This window comes from Mycobacterium sp. 1164985.4 (genome assembly GCF_001668575.1).
GTDB lineage: Bacteria > Actinomycetota > Actinomycetes > Mycobacteriales > Mycobacteriaceae > Mycobacterium.
The window spans coordinates 58,299-75,444 of the sequence record NZ_LZMD01000070.1 but is presented as its reverse complement, the minus strand read 5'-3'; the positions used below and the strand labels follow the sequence as shown (position 1 = coordinate 75,444).

At 67.6% G+C, this 17,146-nt stretch carries 16 protein-coding genes; 5 read left to right on the top strand and 11 right to left on the bottom strand.

Annotated features, from left to right (window positions below; translation table 11 throughout):
- Nucleotides 1-5: 5 nt before the first annotated feature.
- From A5650_RS14145 to A5650_RS14135, 3 genes are all read right to left on the bottom strand, one after another.
- Nucleotides 6-1,568, bottom strand: a complete 1,563-nt coding sequence (locus A5650_RS14145) for a serine hydrolase (protein ID WP_067292273.1) — start codon at nt 1,566-1,568, stop codon at nt 6-8.
- Between the two features lie 86 nt (nt 1,569-1,654).
- Nucleotides 1,655-2,773: an MBL fold metallo-hydrolase gene (locus tag A5650_RS14140; RefSeq protein WP_067292269.1), complete on the bottom strand. Its 1,119-nt coding sequence runs from the start codon at nt 2,771-2,773 to the stop codon at nt 1,655-1,657.
- Nucleotides 2,773-3,507: an enoyl-CoA hydratase gene (locus tag A5650_RS14135; RefSeq protein ID WP_067292264.1), complete on the bottom strand. Its 735-nt coding sequence runs from the start codon at nt 3,505-3,507 to the stop codon at nt 2,773-2,775. Before A5650_RS14135 ends, A5650_RS14140 begins: the two co-directional genes overlap by 1 nt.
- Nucleotides 3,508-3,533: 26 nt before the next feature.
- On the opposite strand from A5650_RS14135, the gene A5650_RS14130 reads away from it, so the two are divergent.
- Together A5650_RS14130 and A5650_RS14125 are read left to right on the top strand one after the other, a co-directional pair.
- Nucleotides 3,534-5,003: an acetyl-coenzyme A carboxylase carboxyl transferase subunits beta/alpha gene (locus tag A5650_RS14130; protein WP_067292261.1), complete on the top strand. Its 1,470-nt coding sequence runs from the start codon at nt 3,534-3,536 to the stop codon at nt 5,001-5,003.
- Nucleotides 5,004-5,037: 34 nt separating this feature from the next.
- Nucleotides 5,038-5,730, top strand: a complete 693-nt coding sequence (locus A5650_RS14125; protein ID WP_067292257.1) for a hypothetical protein — start codon at nt 5,038-5,040, stop codon at nt 5,728-5,730.
- A gap of 7 nt (nt 5,731-5,737) precedes the next feature.
- Here A5650_RS14125 and A5650_RS14120 read toward each other — a convergent pair whose 3' ends face one another.
- Genes A5650_RS14120 through A5650_RS14105 form a run of 4 tightly spaced genes read right to left on the bottom strand, consistent with a single transcriptional unit; the run spans nt 5,738 to nt 7,226 of the window.
- Complete coding sequence (locus A5650_RS14120; RefSeq protein WP_067292254.1) at nt 5,738-5,983, bottom strand: hypothetical protein; 246 nt, start codon at nt 5,981-5,983, stop codon at nt 5,738-5,740.
- Entirely contained in the window at nt 5,980-6,195 is a 216-nt protein-coding gene (locus tag A5650_RS14115; RefSeq protein WP_067292251.1) for a DUF3072 domain-containing protein, read from the bottom strand. The genes A5650_RS14120 and A5650_RS14115 overlap by 4 nt, the downstream gene beginning before the upstream one ends.
- Before the next feature lie 29 nt (nt 6,196-6,224).
- Complete coding sequence (locus A5650_RS14110) at nt 6,225-6,671, bottom strand: hypothetical protein (RefSeq protein WP_067292248.1); 447 nt, start codon at nt 6,669-6,671, stop codon at nt 6,225-6,227.
- Nucleotides 6,672-6,680: 9 nt separating this feature from the next.
- Entirely contained in the window at nt 6,681-7,226 is a 546-nt protein-coding gene (locus tag A5650_RS14105; protein WP_067292246.1) for a TetR/AcrR family transcriptional regulator, read from the bottom strand.
- Nucleotides 7,227-7,327: 101 nt separating this feature from the next.
- Here A5650_RS14105 and A5650_RS14100 point away from each other — a divergent pair, with 101 nt between their 5' ends.
- Nucleotides 7,328-8,461: an FAD-dependent oxidoreductase gene (locus A5650_RS14100; RefSeq protein WP_067292243.1), complete on the top strand. Its 1,134-nt coding sequence runs from the start codon at nt 7,328-7,330 to the stop codon at nt 8,459-8,461.
- Here A5650_RS14100 and A5650_RS14095 read toward each other — a convergent pair.
- A complete protein-coding gene (locus A5650_RS14095) occupies nt 8,439-8,831 on the bottom strand; it encodes a hypothetical protein (RefSeq protein WP_067292239.1) in 393 nt (130 codons plus the stop codon). The genes A5650_RS14100 and A5650_RS14095 overlap by 23 nt on opposite strands.
- Before the next feature lie 53 nt (nt 8,832-8,884).
- Here A5650_RS14095 and A5650_RS14090 point away from each other — a divergent pair, with 53 nt between their 5' ends.
- Entirely contained in the window at nt 8,885-9,988 is a 1,104-nt protein-coding gene (locus A5650_RS14090; protein WP_067292236.1) for an epoxide hydrolase family protein, read from the top strand.
- Nucleotides 9,989-11,368, top strand: a complete 1,380-nt coding sequence (locus tag A5650_RS14085) for an NAD(P)-binding protein (protein WP_067292233.1) — start codon at nt 9,989-9,991, stop codon at nt 11,366-11,368.
- On the opposite strand, the gene A5650_RS14080 is transcribed toward A5650_RS14085, so the two are convergent.
- The 3 genes from A5650_RS14080 to A5650_RS14070 are packed head-to-tail and all read right to left on the bottom strand — an operon-like array spanning nt 11,369 to nt 17,066.
- Nucleotides 11,369-13,213: an ABC transporter ATP-binding protein gene (locus tag A5650_RS14080; RefSeq protein WP_067292229.1), complete on the bottom strand. Its 1,845-nt coding sequence runs from the start codon at nt 13,211-13,213 to the stop codon at nt 11,369-11,371.
- On the bottom strand, nt 13,210-15,144 hold the full coding sequence (locus tag A5650_RS14075; protein ID WP_067292226.1) for an ABC transporter ATP-binding protein: 1,935 nt from the start codon (nt 15,142-15,144) through the stop codon (nt 13,210-13,212). The genes A5650_RS14080 and A5650_RS14075 overlap by 4 nt, the downstream gene beginning before the upstream one ends.
- Nucleotides 15,145-15,185: 41 nt before the next feature.
- Nucleotides 15,186-17,066 carry an ABC transporter ATP-binding protein gene (locus tag A5650_RS14070; protein ID WP_067292223.1) on the bottom strand — a complete coding sequence of 627 codons (1,881 nt, stop codon included), beginning with the start codon at nt 17,064-17,066 and terminating at the stop codon, nt 15,186-15,188.
- Nucleotides 17,067-17,146 lie beyond the last annotated feature (80 nt).

Genomic DNA, 17,146 nt, shown 5'->3' with positions numbered 1-17,146 from the left:
GGTGGTCACTTGACGAACGTCCCCTTCTTGAACGTGTCGTAGTACTCCAGAGTGAGCTTGTTGCCGTCGAACTGCGCCATGGAGACGGTCCCAGGAGGAGCGTTTTCATTGACGAATTCGAACGTGAATATGTTGCCTGCCCAGTGCATGAGCGGCACGTCGAGCGTCGAGCCCAACGCAAGCCGAAGCCGGCCGTCACGTTCGGTGACCCTCGCGGGCCCCCAGTAGTCGTTGCCATAGGTTCCGACGTACGACGACAGTGGCAGCGGCGGCGCGGCATTGGCCGGCGGCTGATTGCCCACCAGCGAACCGACCGGCTTCTCCATATCGGCGAAGATTCCGCTGTAGAGCCCGTACCAGTCCTCGCGCACCTCGCCGAACTGTACGAGATCGGCGAACTGCGCGGTCAACGCCTCGGGCACCCCGGAAGGGGTGGCGTTGGTGAGCGCGACAATCGCAACGTCGGCCGACGGAAGGATCAGGATATTCGTTCCCGCGCCGAGTTCGAACGCGCCAGAGTGACTCAGTTCCGTACGTGCTGCCGAAGTCGAGCTGACGTTGAAGCCGAATCCATAGAAGCCCGAACGCATCGCGGGTTCGGAGGCCCGACTCGATACCACCTGAGGTGTGAGCGCCGGTAGCAGGGCGTCGGCGTTCACGATCTGTTTGCCCTCATGGCTTCCGTTGGCCAGCACCATCGCCAACCAGCGGGCCATGTCGTTCACCGACGAACTCGCTCCGCCCGCTGGGGCCTCCGCGTCGGCGTTGCGCACATAGTACGGCTCATAGCGCCCATCGATGTGGACATGGCCGACGGCGCGGTTCGTCGCGGCCTCGTAATCAGCGAACCGGTAGCTCGTCACGCCCATGCCGAGGGGGTTGAACAGCACCTCATCCGCGAGCACTTCCCACGGTTTGCCCGCGTTGACCGCGACTGCCTCAGCCCCCGCCGTGAACCCGAAGTTCGTGTAGGCGTAAGAGATTCGGAACGGGGCCAAGGGCAGCTGTCGAAGCCGGTCGAGCACCTGCCTGCGGTCGTAGCCCAAGTCTTCAAGCATGTCACCGGCGTGGTCGGGCAGCCCTGAACGGTGCGACATCATGTCCCCGACGGTCACCATCGGAGTGACCGCCGGTTCGGACAGGGCGAACCACGGCAGTTTGGACACGATCGGGGTGTCCCAGCCGACGGCGCCCACCCCCACCTCGTGCGCGACGACCGTCGCCGCCAGCGACTTGGACACTGAGGCCAGCTGGAAGACGGTGTCGGCGTTGACTTTCTCCTGAGTCCTGACGTCCCGTTTGCCGTAACCCTTGGCGAATATCGTCTTTCCGCCGTGCACCACGGCTACCGCTATGCCGGGGATGTCCGACTTCCTCATGAGGTCCTCGACAATGCCGTCGATCTTGACCACCGCGTTGTCGACGGCGTTCTCCGGTAGAGGCATCGCGGGCACCAGCGGCGGCGGGACGTCGGATTGCGAGCCATGCGGCGCGGGTTCGGGTGGCTCCGCTCCGCAACCCGCAACGAGCAGCAATGCGACAACAGCCACCCTGGCCAGTGCGTTCATGCGTGAACGGTAACTCGGCGAGCGCACGGTTGCGGTACGCAAACCGCGGGTCCACTTGCAAATAAGTGTGCGCTGGGCGGAAGGAGCTAGAACCGCCACCAGTGGTCGAGCGGCGGGGCCGCGTCCAGCCGGACCCGCTGCCCGGGTTTGGGCACCGCGATCTGCACCCGCTCGGCGTCGGCGGCCCGCAGCAGCCGCTCGACCGGTTCGGCCCACGGATGCGGGGCGAGCCTGAAGGTGGCCCAGTGGATCGGCACCAGCAGGCCCTTGTCGGATTCGGCGACGTCGAGGTGCGCCTTCACCGCCTCTTCGGGATTCATGTGGATGTCCGGCCACGCCGGGTGGTAGGCGCCGACGGGCAGCAGCGTCAGGTCGAACGGCCCGTGGTCCATCCCGATCTGGGCGAAGCTCTTGGTGTATCCGGTGTCGCCGCCGAAGAAGGCCTTGTGCCGCGGGCCCATGATCACCCACGACGCCCACAACGTGGTGTTGCGGGACAGCAGCCGGCCCGAGAAATGCCGCGCTGGCGTGCACACCAGGGTCAGCTCGCCGATCGTGTGGCTCTCGTGCCAGTCGAGCTCGACGATCCGGCCCTCCGGTATCCCCCATTTGCGCAGGTGGGCTCCGATTCCGAGCGGCACGACGAACGGCGCGCGTTGAGTGCGCGCGAGCCCGGTGATCGTGTCCATGTCGAGGTGGTCGTAGTGGTCGTGGCTGACGACGATGGCGTCGACGGCGGCCAGCGCCTCGAGCGGGGCGGGCACCTCGTGCATGCGTTCCGGGCCGACCGTCTGCGATGGTGAGCACCGCCGACTCCACACCGGATCGGCCAGCACGCGGTAGCCGTCGAGTTCGACAAGCGCCGACGAGTGGCCGAACCAGCACGTCGAGACCAGCGTCGCGTCGGGTTCGGTGGGCGACGGAGTGACGACGGGGATCTCTCCTGCAGGCTTCGAGACGCCGCGCGACCCGATCAACTCGCGCACCAAAAGGCGCTGCTGCTCCTGGTCGATGCTCATCATCGACGCCGGTTCGAGGTTGACGAACACCCCGTCGCGGTAGTTCTCGGAGCGCCGCGCGACCCGCTCGATCTCTGTGGGTGAGGCGCCGAGCGCCGCGGGCGCACCCTGCAAGGCGCGCAGCAGCCACCCGCCCGCCAGCAGTGAGGCCGTGCCGAAGCCGATGCGCAGCGCCGCCCGGATCATCAGGCGCCCTTGAACCTCGGGGGACGCTTCTCGATGCGGGCGACCTGCGCTTCGATGATGTCCTCGCTCGACCACGCTCGGTCGAACAGCTCCTTGTGCGCCGGCCACGGATCCTCGTAGGCACCGTCGTCGTTGAGCACCCGCTTGGCGTGCTGCAAGGCCAGCGGTGCGAAGCCGGCGATCTCCTGAGCCCAGGCCTGCGCGTCCTCCAGCGTGCCGATACGGTTGGCCATTCCGGTCTGCAGCGCGACGTCGGCGCTGAGTCGTTCCGCCGCCAGCAGCATGCCCCGGGCCCGGCCCGCCCCGACCAGCGACGTCAGCCGGCGAATGCTCCAGTTATCCAGGGCTATACCGTATTTCGCGACCGGGAACTGGAAGTAGGCCTCGGGCGCGACGACCCTCAGGTCGCAGATCATCGACAGGATGACGCCGGCACCGATCGCGGGGCCGTTGATGGCGCCGATGACGGGGACGGGCGCGGCGTCGATCGCCAGGTTGAGCGCGCGGGCCTTGTCGGGCAGTTCGTCGGCGACGCCCTGGCCGCCGGAGAGGTCGGCACCGGAGCTGAAGACATGCCCCTGCCCAGTCAGCACGATCGCGCGGATGTCCTCGGCGCCGGCCTTCTCGATCGCTTCACGCAGACCGTCGACGAGTTCGGCGTTGAGGGCGTTGCGGCGCTCGGCGCGTTGCATCTCCAGGGTCATCACGTGGCCGTCGCGGGTCACACCAATCATGTCGCCAGCCTATATAGGCTCGCCTGATGAGCCGGATCGGTGCCCTCGAGGTGCGCGATGCCGTGCTCGATGACGGATCGTTTCGCAGTTGGGACGGGCCTCCGCGCGACGTCGGCGCCGGCGCCGATTACCGACGGGCATTGGACGCCGCGGCGGCGAAGACGGGCCTCGACGAGTCGGTGGTGACCGGCGAGGGCACGGTATTCGGCCGTCGAGTCGCGCTGGTGCTCTGCGAGTTCGACTTCCTGGCCGGATCGATCGGGGTGGCGGCGGCCGAGCGGATCACCGCGGCGGTGCAGCGGGCGACGGCCGAGCGGCTGCCGTTACTGGCGTCGCCGAGTTCGGGCGGCACGCGGATGCAGGAGGGCACCGTCGCATTCCTGCAGATGGTCAAGATCGCCGCGGCCGTCGAGTTGCACAAGCGCGCGCATCTGCCCTATCTCGTCTATCTGCGGCACCCCACGACCGGCGGGGTGTTCGCGTCATGGGGATCTTTGGGGCATGTGACCGGCGCCGAGCCGGGAGCGCTGATCGGATTTCTCGGGCCGCGGGTGTACGAACACCTCTACGGTGAGCCGTTCCCCGAGGGCATCCAGACCGCCGAGAACCTGCACCGGCACGGCGTCATCGACGGTGTGGTGCCGCTCGAGGCGCTGCGCGCCACGCTGAACCGGACGCTGACCGTCGTCGCCGATCCCCCGGACCCGCCGCCTGAACCGCCCGAGATGGGACCGCTGCCCGACGTGCCCGCTTGGGATTCGGTGGAGGCGTCGCGGCGGCCGGACCGCCCGGGTGTGGGATACCTGCTGCGGCACGGGACGACCGACCGGGTGCTGCTGTCGGGAACGGGACAGGGCGAGGCGGCGACGACGCTGCTGGCGCTGGCGCGCTTCGGCGGTCAACCGGCGGTGGTGCTCGGACAACAGCGCGTCGTCGGCGGCATGGTCGGGCCCGCGGCGCTCCGCGAGGCGCGCCGGGGCATGGCATTGGCCGAGGGTCTGCAACTGCCGCTCGTGCTCGTGATCGACACGGCCGGACCCGCTTTGACCGTCGAGGCCGAGCAGGGCGGATTGGCCGGCGAGATCGCGCGCTGCCTGGCCGAACTGGTCACGCTGGACACGCCGACGGTGTCGGTGCTGTTGGGTCAGGGCAGCGGCGGGCCCGCGCTGGCCATGGTGCCCGCCGATCGGGTGTTGGCCGCGCTGCACGGCTGGCTCGCGCCACTTCCACCAGAAGGAGCGAGCGCGATCGTGTTCAGGGATCTGGACCACGCCCCGGAACTGGCTGTGGCACAGGGTATTCGGTCTGCGGATCTGTTGCGCAACGGCATCGTCGACGTGGTGGTTCCCGAGGACCCCGATGCCGCCGACGAACCGATGCAGTTCACGCAGCGGTTGTCGGCGGTGATCGCCAACGAACTGCATTCACTGCGTTCGGCGGTCGGCGAGGAACGACTGCAGGCACGACTGGCGCGCTACCGGAGGATCGGCCTGTGATGCCCGGCCACCGTCCGGTGGCATGCTGGGTTGAATGGAAGCACTGCTCCATTTCGCCGGAAATTTCTGGTGGCTGATCTTCCCGCTGGGTGGCGCGATCGGCGGAACGGTGCGTGCGGTGGCGGCGGCCAACGAGCGTCGTGCCCAACGTCGCCTCGAGCGGTACCGCATCAAGCAGGAGACCAAGGTGGCGCTCGCGGAGGCATCGCGGCGGGCCCACACCAACGAGGCGGCTAATCGGCGCGAGTTGGCCAAGGTCATGCAACGCCATGCCGAGACCGACGCCCGTTGGCTCGACTACGAGATCGATGTCGCCAAGCTGCTGGACTTTCCGCTGATGACCGACATGCGCGCACCGTTGACCATCGCCTTCCACAAAGCCAAGAGGCATGCGGATCTGCTGCGCCCGGAATCCGTCGACGACATTGTCGGCGACCGTGCCGCGCAGGTCGACTACCGCGACGCCGTGCACGAGTACGTCGCGGCGTTCGACGTCGCCGAGGCCGATGCGATTCGCCGCCGCCGAAGCGACTTCTCGGCCGAGGACCAGGCGCGCATCGATCGAGCTCAGCACCTGTTGCGCCTGGCCTCCGACGAGGCCGCGACATCTGAGGAGCGCAAGGCCGCCTATGCCCGCGCGCAGAGAGAACTCGACGGTCTCATCGCCTTGCCGGCGACTACCCGGGCGAGCATCGAACGCAAGATCGTCGGCGAGATCGAGGCCTGAGCCGAATTCAGCCGCCCAGTTCGGTGACCGCGGTGTCGAGTTGCGCTGCCTGCTCTTCGATTTCGCGATCGGACGGCGTCTCGCCGATGCGGTTCACCAGGTCCTCGCGCGACACCACCTCGAGCGCGCCGCGATAGTCGGCCGAAGCCAGCCTGCCCGCGCCGATCACGTCTACACGGCCCTCGACCACGACCAGCACGGCGTTCTTCTCCTCGGACTGCAGGAGCGTGCGTACATCCTCGGTCGAGATCATGATGAATTCCGTCCTGTCTGTTGTTGCAGCCGGTCGATCATCTCGGAAGCTTGCGCCTTGGTGAGGTCGTCGGGAACCTGTTCACCTGACTCCTGCGCCGGCGTCCTCAAATAGCTGCGCTGCGGACCCGTCATCGGCTCGTCACCGGTGACCCAGTCTGAGCGGTCCTTCTGCGGATTCTCCTGCGGCGCGCGGCCGGCGTCCTCACTCATGCCGTAGCTATGCCCGCTGTCCAACCGGTCTATGCGACCGCCAGCGCGGCGAGCATTGCGATGCAGGTGACGAGGTCCAGCGGCAACCGTAGGAGGCTGCGCCGAATCCAACGCACGGCCGCGGCCTCGTCGACCTCGGCCGGGTCGGCCTTCTCGAACGCCACCGCCTTCGGTACGAAATCGACCAGCGACCACACCCGCACCAGCGCATGGCTGACCAGCGCCACCAGCACCGCGGTGCGCACGTTGGCGTCCGACCACCCGACGATCAGCGACACGACGAGCAGCAGCTCGAAGACCGTGTGCGCCGGAATCCAGAACCGGCGTCGGGAGATTCCGCCGTTGTGCGCCTGAATGATGCCCGGCCGCTTCGGCCAGGCCGGGTCGACGACGATGGTTTCGTAGAGTCCGCCTCCGAGCAGGACGCAGGCCGTCAGCGTGGTGGCGGCGATCAGGATGAGCGTCGGGGTCCACATCACCGCTGATTATTGCGGGGCGTCGAGGTAGCGCTGCACGGTCGGCCCCATCGCCGCGACGATCTCCTCGTGGGTCAGCGCGACGATCGGCGGCAACTGCAGCACGTACCGGCACAGCGCCAGACCAAGCGTCTGCGTCGCGATCAGCGCGGACCGCCGCTCCGGGGCGTCCGGGTTGATCGCGGCGACGGCGGGCAGCAGCTGCCGGGTGAAGATCTCGGTCATCCGTTGGGCCGCATCGCTGTTGGTCGCGCTGGACCGCAGCAGCACGATCAGCGCCTCGTCGCGCTCCCACCGGTCCATGAAGTGCGCGACCAGGCGGGCGCCGATCTCACCGCGAGCGACGCCGGACACGTCGGGGATCTGCAGGTCGAAGTCGGCGGCCGCCGCGAACAGCTGGTTCTTGTTGCCGAAGTACCGCATCACCATCGACGGGTCGATGCCGGCGTCCGCCGCGATGGCCCGGATAGTGGCCCGTTCGAACCCCGATTTGGCGAACCGTTCCCGAGCTGCCGCCAGGATCACCGCCTTGGTCTGCTCAGAGGATCTACGCATGCCAACAATTGTAGGCCAGCGGGTGTTGACATTGCGAAGCCTTCGGCTGCATACTTATGCCAACAAGCGTTGGCAAAGACGGCTGGCGGAAGGAGAAGGAGATGAACACAGACGTTCTCATCATCGGGGCAGGCCCCACCGGGTTGGCCGCGGCAGTTGCGCTGCACTCCCGCGGCGTGACGGCCACGGTCGTCGACCGCCAGGCCGCCGGGGCCAACACCTCGCGCGCCGCCGTGGTCAACGCCCGCACGCTCGAAGTGCTCGAGGGCTTCGACGTGGCGCGGCGACTGGTCAAGGAAGGAGTGCAAGCCCCGCGATTCACCATCCGTGACCGGGGACGCATCCTGATCCCCGTCGACTTCAGCGGCCTGCCCACCGACTACCCCTACTCGTTGATGGTGTCCCAGGCGACCACCGAGCGCCTGCTGCTCGAGCGGCTGGAGGAACTGGGCGGATCCGTGCTGCGCCCGAAGACGCTGACCTCCGTCGAACAAAATGCGAACGGTGTCACCGCCACGTTCGACGACAGCGACACCATTCGCGCGCGTTACGTCGTCGGCGCCGACGGGATCCACAGTGTCGTACGCGAGCAGGCCGGCATCGGCTTCGTCGGCAGCGTGTACGACGAGTCGTTCGCGCTGGCCGACGTCCGACTCACCGGCAGCGCGCCCGAAGACGAGGTCATCTTGTACTGGGCCAAGGAGGGTCTGACGGTGGTGGCCCCGTTGCCCGGCGGCGTGTATCGCATCGTGGCGCCCGTCGCTGAGGCGCCCGAGGAACCGTCGGCCGCATTCGTCCAGCAGATCCTCGACACCCGCATCGGAGCAGGAGCACTGACTGTCGACGAGGTGATCTGGGGTTCGCGCTTCCGGATCCACCACCGGGTCGCGGACGCGTTCCGCGCGGGCCGGTTGTTGCTGGCCGGTGACGCCGCGCACGTGCACAGCCCGGCCGGCGGTCAGGGCATGAACCTGGGCATCCAGGACGCGGTTTCACTGGCCGACGCGGTGGCCGCAGTCCTCGCGGGCGAGCCCGATACGCGGCTCGACGAGTACAGCCAGTCGCGACGCCCGGTCGCGAAGGAGGTGGTCGAGATGACTGATCGCCTCACCCGGTTGGCTACGCTTCCCCGCGCCGCGCGGCCGATCCGCAACACCGCGATCCGGCTCGCCGGGCTGGTGCCCGCGGTGCGCTACGGCCTGGCGCGCCGGCTCAGCGGTCTGGTGTACCGCTGAGCACCACCGCCCTGCCGCGGCTGTGCACGTAGAGCACGGCCGCGGCGGCGCCGGCCTCGATCATGGCGACCACGGTCGCCACCCCCATGACCGACGACGGCGCGGCGGCCGCGGCGCCGTGGTGATGGCCGGGCGCAGGCAGATGAATGGCGATCATCGCGAGGTTCATCAGTGCGACGATCGCCCACGCGCGCTGTCGCCCATCGCGCCAGAGGTCGCGCGCGCAGTACAGACATGCGGTGGCCATGGACGCCATCAGCGCCGCCGCGAACGGGGTCTGCGCGTGACCGAGCATGGCCACGTGCAGCAGGGCCGATCCCGCCGCGAGCACGGCACACACCCGTCGCGCCACTGTCCCGACCATCGTCATACAGATATCGACTCCCGCCGTCGCGGAAATTCATCCCGTGACAGGATCCGGACATGGCAGCCATCCGCCCGTTCCGAATCGCGATTCCCGACGACGATCTCGCCGACCTGAAGTCTCGCTTGCGCCGAACGCGGTGGCCGGAGGCCGAATGTGTCGACGACTGGAGCCAGGGCATCCCGCTGGACTACACCCGCGAACTGGCCGAGTACTGGGCCGACGGATATGACTGGCGGGCCCGCGAAGAGGCGTTGAACCGCTTCGACCACTACACCACCGAGATCGACGGCCTCGACATCCACTTCATCCATCAGCGCTCATCGCAGCCCGACGCGTTTCCGGTGTTGATCACCCATGGCTGGCCGGGGTCGATCGTGGAGTTCCACAAGGTGATCGAACCGCTCACCGAGCGCGGCTTCGACGTGGTCTGCCCGTCGCTGCCCGGCTACGGGTTCTCCGGAAAGCCCGCCGCGGCGGGGTGGGGCATCGAGAAGATCGCCTCGGCGTGGGACACCCTGATGGGCCGGCTCGGTTACGAGCGGTTCGGTGCGCAGGGCGGCGACTGGGGTGCCGCGGTCACCACGCAGATCGGCCGCAACGAGGGCGGCTGTGTGGGGATCCACTTGAACATGCCGCTCGGTTTCCCGCCGGGCAAGCTCGAGAATCCGACGAATGAGGAGCGGGCCGCACTAAAGCGTCTGCACTACTACCGGACGATGGATTCGGGCTACATGAAGCAACAGTCGACGCGTCCGCAGACGCTGGGCTACGCGTTGGTCGACTCGCCGGTCGGGCAGATGGCGTGGATTGTCGAGAAGTTCTGGTCGTGGATGGACTGCGAGGGACATCCGGAGAACGTGCTGAGCCGTGACGAGATGCTCGACAACGTGATGCTGTACTGGGCGACCGCGTCGGGCGCCTCCTCGGCGCGGCTGTACTGGGAGAGCTTTTCCACGTGGGGTGGCGGCGGACCGGTGCGGCTTCCGACCGGGGTCGCATCATTTCCCAAGGAGATCCTGCAAGCCCCGCGCAGTTGGTGCGAGAAGGGATACAACATCACCCACTGGACGCCGATGCCGCGCGGCGGCCACTTCGCGGCGTTCGAGCAGCCCGACCTCTACGTCGACGACGTCGCGAAGTTCTTCGCTAGCGTGCGATAGATGGGGCGCACGCTGGAAGCCGACTACCTCGTGGTGGGTGCGGGTGCGATGGGGCTCGCGTTCACCGACACGTTGATTGACGAGTCGGATGCGACGGTCGTGGTGGTCGACCGAAACGATCAGCCCGGCGGGCACTGGACGACGGCTTATCCGTTCGTGCGACTGCACCAGCCGTCGGCCTACTACGGCGTGAACTCCCGCGGGCTCGGCAGCGACAGCGTCGACCAATTCGGTCTCAACGCAGGCTATTACGAGCTGGCCAGCGGAGCCGAGGTGTGCGCGTACTTCGACGCGGTGATGTCTCAGCATCTGCTGCCGACCGGCCGCGTCACGTACCTGCCGATGAGCGAGTATCTCGGCGACGGTCGGGTGCGCACGTTCGGCGGTGAGGACATCGAGGTGGTGGCGCCGCGGGTGGTGACCACCCGGGTGGAGGTCGTCGTGCCGTCGATGCGGTGCCCGAACTACGCCATAGCCGACGGCGTCGACGTCGTGCCGCCGAACAGCCTTCCGCGCATACGCGAACCACGCGACCGCTATGTGGTTGTGGGAGCAGGAAAGACGGCGATGGACTCCTGCCTCTGGCTGTTGCGACACGGCGTCGCGGCGGAGCGGGTCACGTGGATCAAGCCCCGCGAGTCCTGGGTGCTGGACCGGGCCGCCATCCAGCCCGGTCGGCAGTTCGCCAAGAACACGTTGCGCGATTTCGGCAACCAATTGGCGGCGGTACGCGAGGCGGAGTCGCTCCCGCATCTGTTCGAACTGCTGGAGGACAAGGGTTGCCTGCAGCGCATCGACCGGTCCGTCGAACCGACGATGTATCGGTGCGCGATCCTGTCGCAGGCCGAGCTGGCAGAGCTGCGTCGCGTCACCGACGTCGTGCGGATGGGTTACGTCCATGCGCTCGAGCCCGGTCGCATCACGCTCGCCGGCGGTGTGCGCGATGTCGATAGTTCGGTGCTTTACATCGATTGCACCGCAGACGGTTTGGGCAAGGAGCCGGTGACGGCCATATTCGACGGCGATCACATCGCGCTGCAGACCGTGCGCACGTGTCAGCCGGCCTTCAGCGCTGCCGTCATCGCCCATGTCGAGACCGCGTACGCCGACGACGACACCCGCAACTCGTTCTGCAAGCCGGTGCCCTACCCGCATGTGCCGGTCGACTGGCTGCGAATGATGCTGATCTTCAACGAGAATCAATTGAAGTGGTTCTCCGACCCGGACATGATGGCATGGGCCGACGCGGCGCGACTCAACGCGCTGCACCACGTGACGGCGAACGTCAGCGAGCGCGCGCGGGCCCGGGTCATCTCGATGCTCAGCTCCGAGCTGCCGGCGATCAATGAGAAGTTGGAGGCCCTGCTGGCGCAGGCTTGATCAGGCCAGCGATTCCACCCACGCGCGGTGCAGGGCGGCGTAGTGGCCGTCGGCGCGGGTGATCAGCTCGGCGGGCGTGCCGTCTTCGACGATGCGGCCGTGTTCGAGGACCAGCACCCGGTCGGCGACCTGGACGGTCGAGAGCCGGTGCGCGATGACCAGCGCGGTCCGATCCGCGAGCACCGTTTCCAGCGCGCGCTGGACCATGCGTTCGCTGGGGATGTCCAGCGATGACGTCGCCTCGTCGAGGACCAGCACCGCCGGGTCGGCGAGGAACGCCCGCGCGAACGCGACGAGTTGCCGCTGTCCGGCCGAGAGTCGGCCGCCGCGTTTGGCCACGTCTGTGTCGTAGCCGTCGGGCAGCGCCGCGATGAAGCGGTCGGCACCGACGGCCTCGGCCGCGGCGGCGACCTCGGCGTCGGTCGCGTCGGGGCGGCCGAACCGGATGTTGTCGGCGATGGTCCCGTCGAACATGAAATTCTCCTGGGTGACCATCACGACATGGCGACGCAGTTCGGTCTGCGAAAGATCGCGCAGATCAACGCCGTCCAGCGTCACCGAGCCGGACGTCGGGTCGTAGAACCGCGCGATCAGCTTGGCGATCGTCGTCTTACCCGCGCCGGTGGTGCCGACCAGGGCGACGGTCTGACCCGCGGGCACCGTCAGCGTCAGGTGCGGCAGCACCGAACGGTCGGCGACGTAGTGGAATCGCACGTCGTGGAAGGCGATATCGCCGCGCACATCGGCCAGCTCGAGGGGACGCTCGGGGTCGGAGATACCCGGCCGCTCGGCCAGTACGCCCGCCAGCTTCTCGAGCGCCGACGCCGCCGACTGGAACGTGTTGAAGAACTGCGAGATCTCCTGCATGGGTTCGAAGAACATGCGGAGGTAGAGCAGGAAAGCGGTCAGCGTTCCGATGGTCATCTGTCCGTGCAGCACGCGGTAGCCGCCGTAGAGCAGCACCACGCCGGTGGTGAGGTTGCCGACGAGTTTGACGCCGGGCATGAAGATCGCCAGCAGTTGGAAGGTGCGCTCGTTGTCGGCCTTGTAGCGATCGGCGATGTCGTCGAAGATCTGCTGGTTGCGCGGCTCACGACGATAGGCCTGCACGGCCTTGATTCCCGTCATCGTCTCGACGAACTGCACGATCACCAACGCGGCGCTTTCGCGGACCCGCCGATACGTCCTCGCGGACTCGTTGCGGAACCACCACACCAGCCCGATCAACACCGGGAAGGCGCCCAGACACATCAACCCGAGCCGCCAGTCGAGCACAACGAGCAGGATGGCGGTGCCGAACAGCGTGAGCACCGCGGTCACGAGGCTGTCGAAGCCGGTCTCGAGCATGTCCTGGATGGCTTCGACGTCATTCGTGGACCGGCTCACCACCCGCCCGGAGGTGTAGCGCTCGTGGAACGCGATGTCCAGGCGCTGAAAATGCCGAAACACCCTGCGGCGCAACTCCAGAAGCACCTTCTGACCGATGCGCCCGGAACGGCGAAGGAAGAACATCCGGCTGGTGGCCTGCACCGCCACGACGATGGCGAGGACGCCGACGATCGTCAGCAGCGCGTGCGCCGTCTCGCCCGCGATGATGGGTGGGATGCCGTCGTCGATGCCGCGCCGAACGAGGATCGGCACCGACAGGCGCGCGACGTTCTCCGCCACGACGACGAGGGCGAGCAGCGCGACGGCGACGCGGTACGGGCGGAGCAGGTCACCGAGCAGGAAGCGCGCCTCCCGGCGCCTATCGATGCTCTCGTCGATCGGCGAGTCGTCGTGATGCTCTTCGAATTTGCCGCGCCACTCGGCGGTCGCGGTGTCCGAGGTGTCGGTGGCGGTCATCGGCGCTCGGCCTCCGAGGTGACGTATCGTCGCCGCGCGCGGTCGCGTTCCAGCGCCTCCTGCTCCTCGACGGCGTGGTCGAGGCGGCTGCGGTCCCGGTCGTCCTCCCATGCGCACGCCCGCTCGGTGCCGTCGTCGAGTTCGTCGTCGGCGGCGAGCAGGTAGCGGTACTGAGGCACCGCAGCCAGCAGTTCGGCGTGCGTGCCGACGTGGGTGATCGTGCCGTTCTCCAGCAGAGCGACCTTGTCGGCGAGCAGTACCGTCGATGCGCGGTGCGCCACAACGATTCCGGTGACCGAGTGCAGCACGCGCCGCAGCGCCTCCTCGACGACCGCCTCGGTGTGCACGTCGAGAGCGGACAACGTGTCGTCGAGCACGAGGATTTGCGGTGCCGCCAGGATCGCGCGGGCCAGCGACAGGCGCTGACGCTGTCCGCCGGACAGGCTCATGCCCTGCTCACCGATGCGGGTGTCGAGCCCGAACGGTAGGTCGTAGACAAACTGCGCCGCCGCGACGTCGATGGCCTGGGCCAGCTCGTCGTCGGACACTGGATTCTCTGGGGGCCTTCCGAGCCTGAGGTTTTCGGCGACCGACATCGAGAACAGCGTCGGGTCCTCGAAGGCCGTCGCGACCGCTTCTCGCAGCGCGGGCAGCGTGAAGTCGCGAATGTCGCGGCCGTCGATACGGATGGATCCCTCGGTGACGTCGTATAGACGCGACACCAGCGCGGCCAACACGGACTTGCCGGAGCCCGTCGAACCGACCAGCGCAAGCGTTTCCCCCGGTTCGACGGTGACACTGACATCGCGCAGAGCCCAATCCTCGGAGTCGGGAAATCGGAAACCGACATCGACCAGCTCAAGGCGTCCCCCGCGCGGCGTCTGGTCGACCGGTCCGTCGGCGATGTCGATTGGACTGTCGAAGATCTCGGCGATCCGGTTCGCGGCGGTGAACGACTCCTGCGTCATCGATAAGAGGAAGCCGAGCGAGGAGATCGGCCAGACCAGTGACAACATCATCGTGATGAACGCGACCAGCGTGCCCATGCTCACATGGCCCTCGCCCGCGGCGTATGCGCCGAACCCGAGCACGACGATCAACGTCAGGTTCGGGATGACTTCGAGCAGCGTCCAGAACTTCGCCGAGACCGACACGCGATCGATTTGCGTCTCATAAAGATTGGTGAGTTGTTCGTCGAACCGATCGTAGACGTAGTCCTCGCGTCCGAAGGACTTCACGACCCGCAACCCCAGCGCGGACTCCTCGACGTGGGTGGCGACGTGGCCCGCCTGGTCCTGCGCCAGTCGCGACAGGCGGGTGTACTCCCGCTGGAAGTGCATGACCGTCAGCGTGATCGGCACGATCGACACCACCACGACCACGCCCAGCGGCCAGTACATCGTCAGCAGAATCGCCGTGACGACGGTGATCTGCAGGCCGTTGAGCAACAGGAACAGCATGCCGAAGGACATGAAACGCCGAATTGTGCTCAGGTCGTTCATGATCCGCGAAAGCAGCTGTCCGGACTGCCACCGTCCGTGGAAACTCATCGGCAGAACCTGTAGCCGGGCATAGAGGTCCTTGCGGATGTCGGCCTCGACGCCCATGGTGGCGCGCGCGGCCAACCAACGCCGGATGAACCACAACACCGCCTCCGTGAGGCCGACGCCCATCGCGGCGGTGCCGAGCAGCCACAGTCCCAGCTGATCCTGATGCCGCACCGGACCGTCGATGACGGCCTTGGTCATCAACGGAATCGACACCGTCGCCGCGAGGCTGGCGATGGCGACGGTGACCATCGCGATCCACCGCGTCCGATACGGCAGCAGATACGGCAGCATCCGCCACAGATCCGAGCTCGCTCGTCGGCGTTGCGGTGGCGGGGCGATGGCCGGCGCTGAGCGCAGGGCCTGGGTTCCGGGGGCGACCACTTAGTCCATGTTCCCATGCGGGGCAAACGGATAACGGCCGATCACGCGGCCGCCGTCTCCTGGGCCCCGAACTGGGTCTCGTACAGTTCGGCATACCGACCCCGGTTGGCGAGCAGTTCGAAGTGGGTGCCCCGCTCGACGATGCGACCGTCCTCGACCACCAGGATCAGATCGGCCGCGCGGACGGTGGACAGCCGGTGCGCGATCACGATCGATGTCCGGCCGGAAAGCGCCTCGGTGAGCGCCTGCTGGACGGCGGCCTCCGACTCGGAGTCCAGCGACGCGGTGGCCTCGTCAAGCACGACGACCCGGGATGAACCGAGCAGCAGGCGCGCGATCGTCAACCGTTGGCGCTGCCCGCCGGACAGCCGGTAACCGCGCTCGCCGACCACGGTGTCGAGGCCGTCGGGCATCTCCGCGACCACATCGGCGAGACGCGCCCGGTCCAGCGCGTCCCACAGTTCGCCGTCGGTGGCCTCGGGCGACGCGAGCTTCAAGTTGGCCCGGATCGACTCATGGAACAGGTGACCGTCCTGGGTCACCACGCCGACTGTGTCCTTGAGCGACGCGAACGACACGTCGCGCACATCTGCGCCGTTGAGCCTCACTGCACCGGAGTCGACGTCGTAAAGGCGGGCGAGCAGCGACGCGATCGTCGACTTGCCCGCGCCCGACGAGCCGACCAGTGCCACCATCTTTCCGGGTGGCGCGGTGAACGAGATGCCGTGCAGCACTTCGTCACCGCCGCGGATGTCGAGTTCGGCGACCTCCTCCAGCGAGGCCAGCGAAACCTTGTCCGCCGACGGGTAGGAGAACCGCACGTCCTCGAAATGCACCGCGACCGGGCCGGCGGGCACGGCGACGGCGCCCGGCTTCTCGGCGATGAGCGGCTCGAGGTCGAGCACCTCGAAGACCCGCTCGAAGGACACCAGCGCGCTGGCGATCTCGACGTGGGCGTTGGCCAGCGCGGTCAGGGGTGCGTACAGACGAGTCAACAGCAGCGCCAGCGAGACGATCGCGCCCGCCTGCAGGTGGCCGCCGATGGCCAGCGCACCGCCGAGCCCGTAGACCAGCGCGAGCGCCAACGCGGACATGAACGTCAGCGAGTTCATGAAGACCGACTGCAGCATCGCGGTCTTCACGCCGATGTCGCGGACACGGCCGGCGCGCACGGCGAACTCGCGAGATTCGGTCGCCGGATTGCCGAACAGCTTGACCAGCGTGGCGCCTGGCGCCGAGAACCGTTCGGTCATCTGCGTGTTCATGGTCGCGTTGTGGGCGGCGGCCTCACGGGACAGCCGGGCCATGGTGCGGCCGATCCGGCGGGCGGGAACGATGAACAGCGGCATGAGCACCAGCGAGAGCAGGGTCACCTGCCACGAGATCGACAGCATCACCACCAACGTCAGCGTCAGCGTCACGAGGTTGGCCACCACGCCGGAGAGGGTGTCGGAGAAGGCGCGTTGCGCGCCCATCACGTCGTTGCCGAGCCGGCTGACGAGCGCGCCGGTGCGGGTACGGGTGAAGAAGGCGACCGGCATGCGCTGCACGTGGTCGAACACCGCGGTGCGCAGGTCGAGGATCAAACCCTCGCCGATCGTCGACGACAGCCACCTCGTCACCAGGGAGGCGGCGGTCTCGGCGACGGCCACCGCTGCGATGACGCCGGCCAACAGCAGAACCGTGCGCGCCGACCCGGCCGTGATGGCATCGACGACCTTGCCGGCCAGCACCGGAGTGGCGACGCCGAGGAGCGCGGAGACGATGCTGACTGCGACGAATGCGCGCAGCCGGCGATGGTGGCGGCCGGCGAACCGCCAGATACGGCCCAGTAATGCCGAGTTCAGCAGCGACCGCAGGTCACCGCCGCGGGCATGCGACTGCCGGTAGAGCGCCTGCCGCGCGACCGTTTCCATGCTCATGAAATCACCGTAGAACCTCAACAATGGATGAGGTCAACGGCTTCCCGCGGCCGCTGACCAGGGCACATACGGAGTACCCA

Coding starts and splice junctions, on each gene's coding strand:
- A5650_RS14145 (WP_067292273.1), bottom strand. CDS start 1,568: ATGAACGCACTGGCCAGGGTGGCTGTTGTCGCATTGCTGCTCGTTGCG.
- A5650_RS14140 (WP_067292269.1), bottom strand. CDS start 2,773: ATGATCCGGGCGGCGCTGCGCATCGGCTTCGGCACGGCCTCACTGCTG.
- A5650_RS14135 (WP_067292264.1), bottom strand. CDS start 3,507: ATGATTGGTGTGACCCGCGACGGCCACGTGATGACCCTGGAGATGCAA.
- A5650_RS14130 (WP_067292261.1), top strand. CDS start 3,534: ATGAGCCGGATCGGTGCCCTCGAGGTGCGCGATGCCGTGCTCGATGAC.
- A5650_RS14125 (WP_067292257.1), top strand. CDS start 5,038: ATGGAAGCACTGCTCCATTTCGCCGGAAATTTCTGGTGGCTGATCTTC.
- A5650_RS14120 (WP_067292254.1), bottom strand. CDS start 5,983: ATGATCTCGACCGAGGATGTACGCACGCTCCTGCAGTCCGAGGAGAAG.
- A5650_RS14115 (WP_067292251.1), bottom strand. CDS start 6,195: ATGAGTGAGGACGCCGGCCGCGCGCCGCAGGAGAATCCGCAGAAGGAC.
- A5650_RS14110 (WP_067292248.1), bottom strand. CDS start 6,671: ATGTGGACCCCGACGCTCATCCTGATCGCCGCCACCACGCTGACGGCC.
- A5650_RS14105 (WP_067292246.1), bottom strand. CDS start 7,226: ATGCGTAGATCCTCTGAGCAGACCAAGGCGGTGATCCTGGCGGCAGCT.
- A5650_RS14100 (WP_067292243.1), top strand. CDS start 7,328: ATGAACACAGACGTTCTCATCATCGGGGCAGGCCCCACCGGGTTGGCC.
- A5650_RS14095 (WP_067292239.1), bottom strand. CDS start 8,831: ATGACGATGGTCGGGACAGTGGCGCGACGGGTGTGTGCCGTGCTCGCG.
- A5650_RS14090 (WP_067292236.1), top strand. CDS start 8,885: ATGGCAGCCATCCGCCCGTTCCGAATCGCGATTCCCGACGACGATCTC.
- A5650_RS14085 (WP_067292233.1), top strand. CDS start 9,989: ATGGGGCGCACGCTGGAAGCCGACTACCTCGTGGTGGGTGCGGGTGCG.
- A5650_RS14080 (WP_067292229.1), bottom strand. CDS start 13,213: ATGACCGCCACCGACACCTCGGACACCGCGACCGCCGAGTGGCGCGGC.
- A5650_RS14070 (WP_067292223.1), bottom strand. CDS start 17,066: ATGAGCATGGAAACGGTCGCGCGGCAGGCGCTCTACCGGCAGTCGCAT.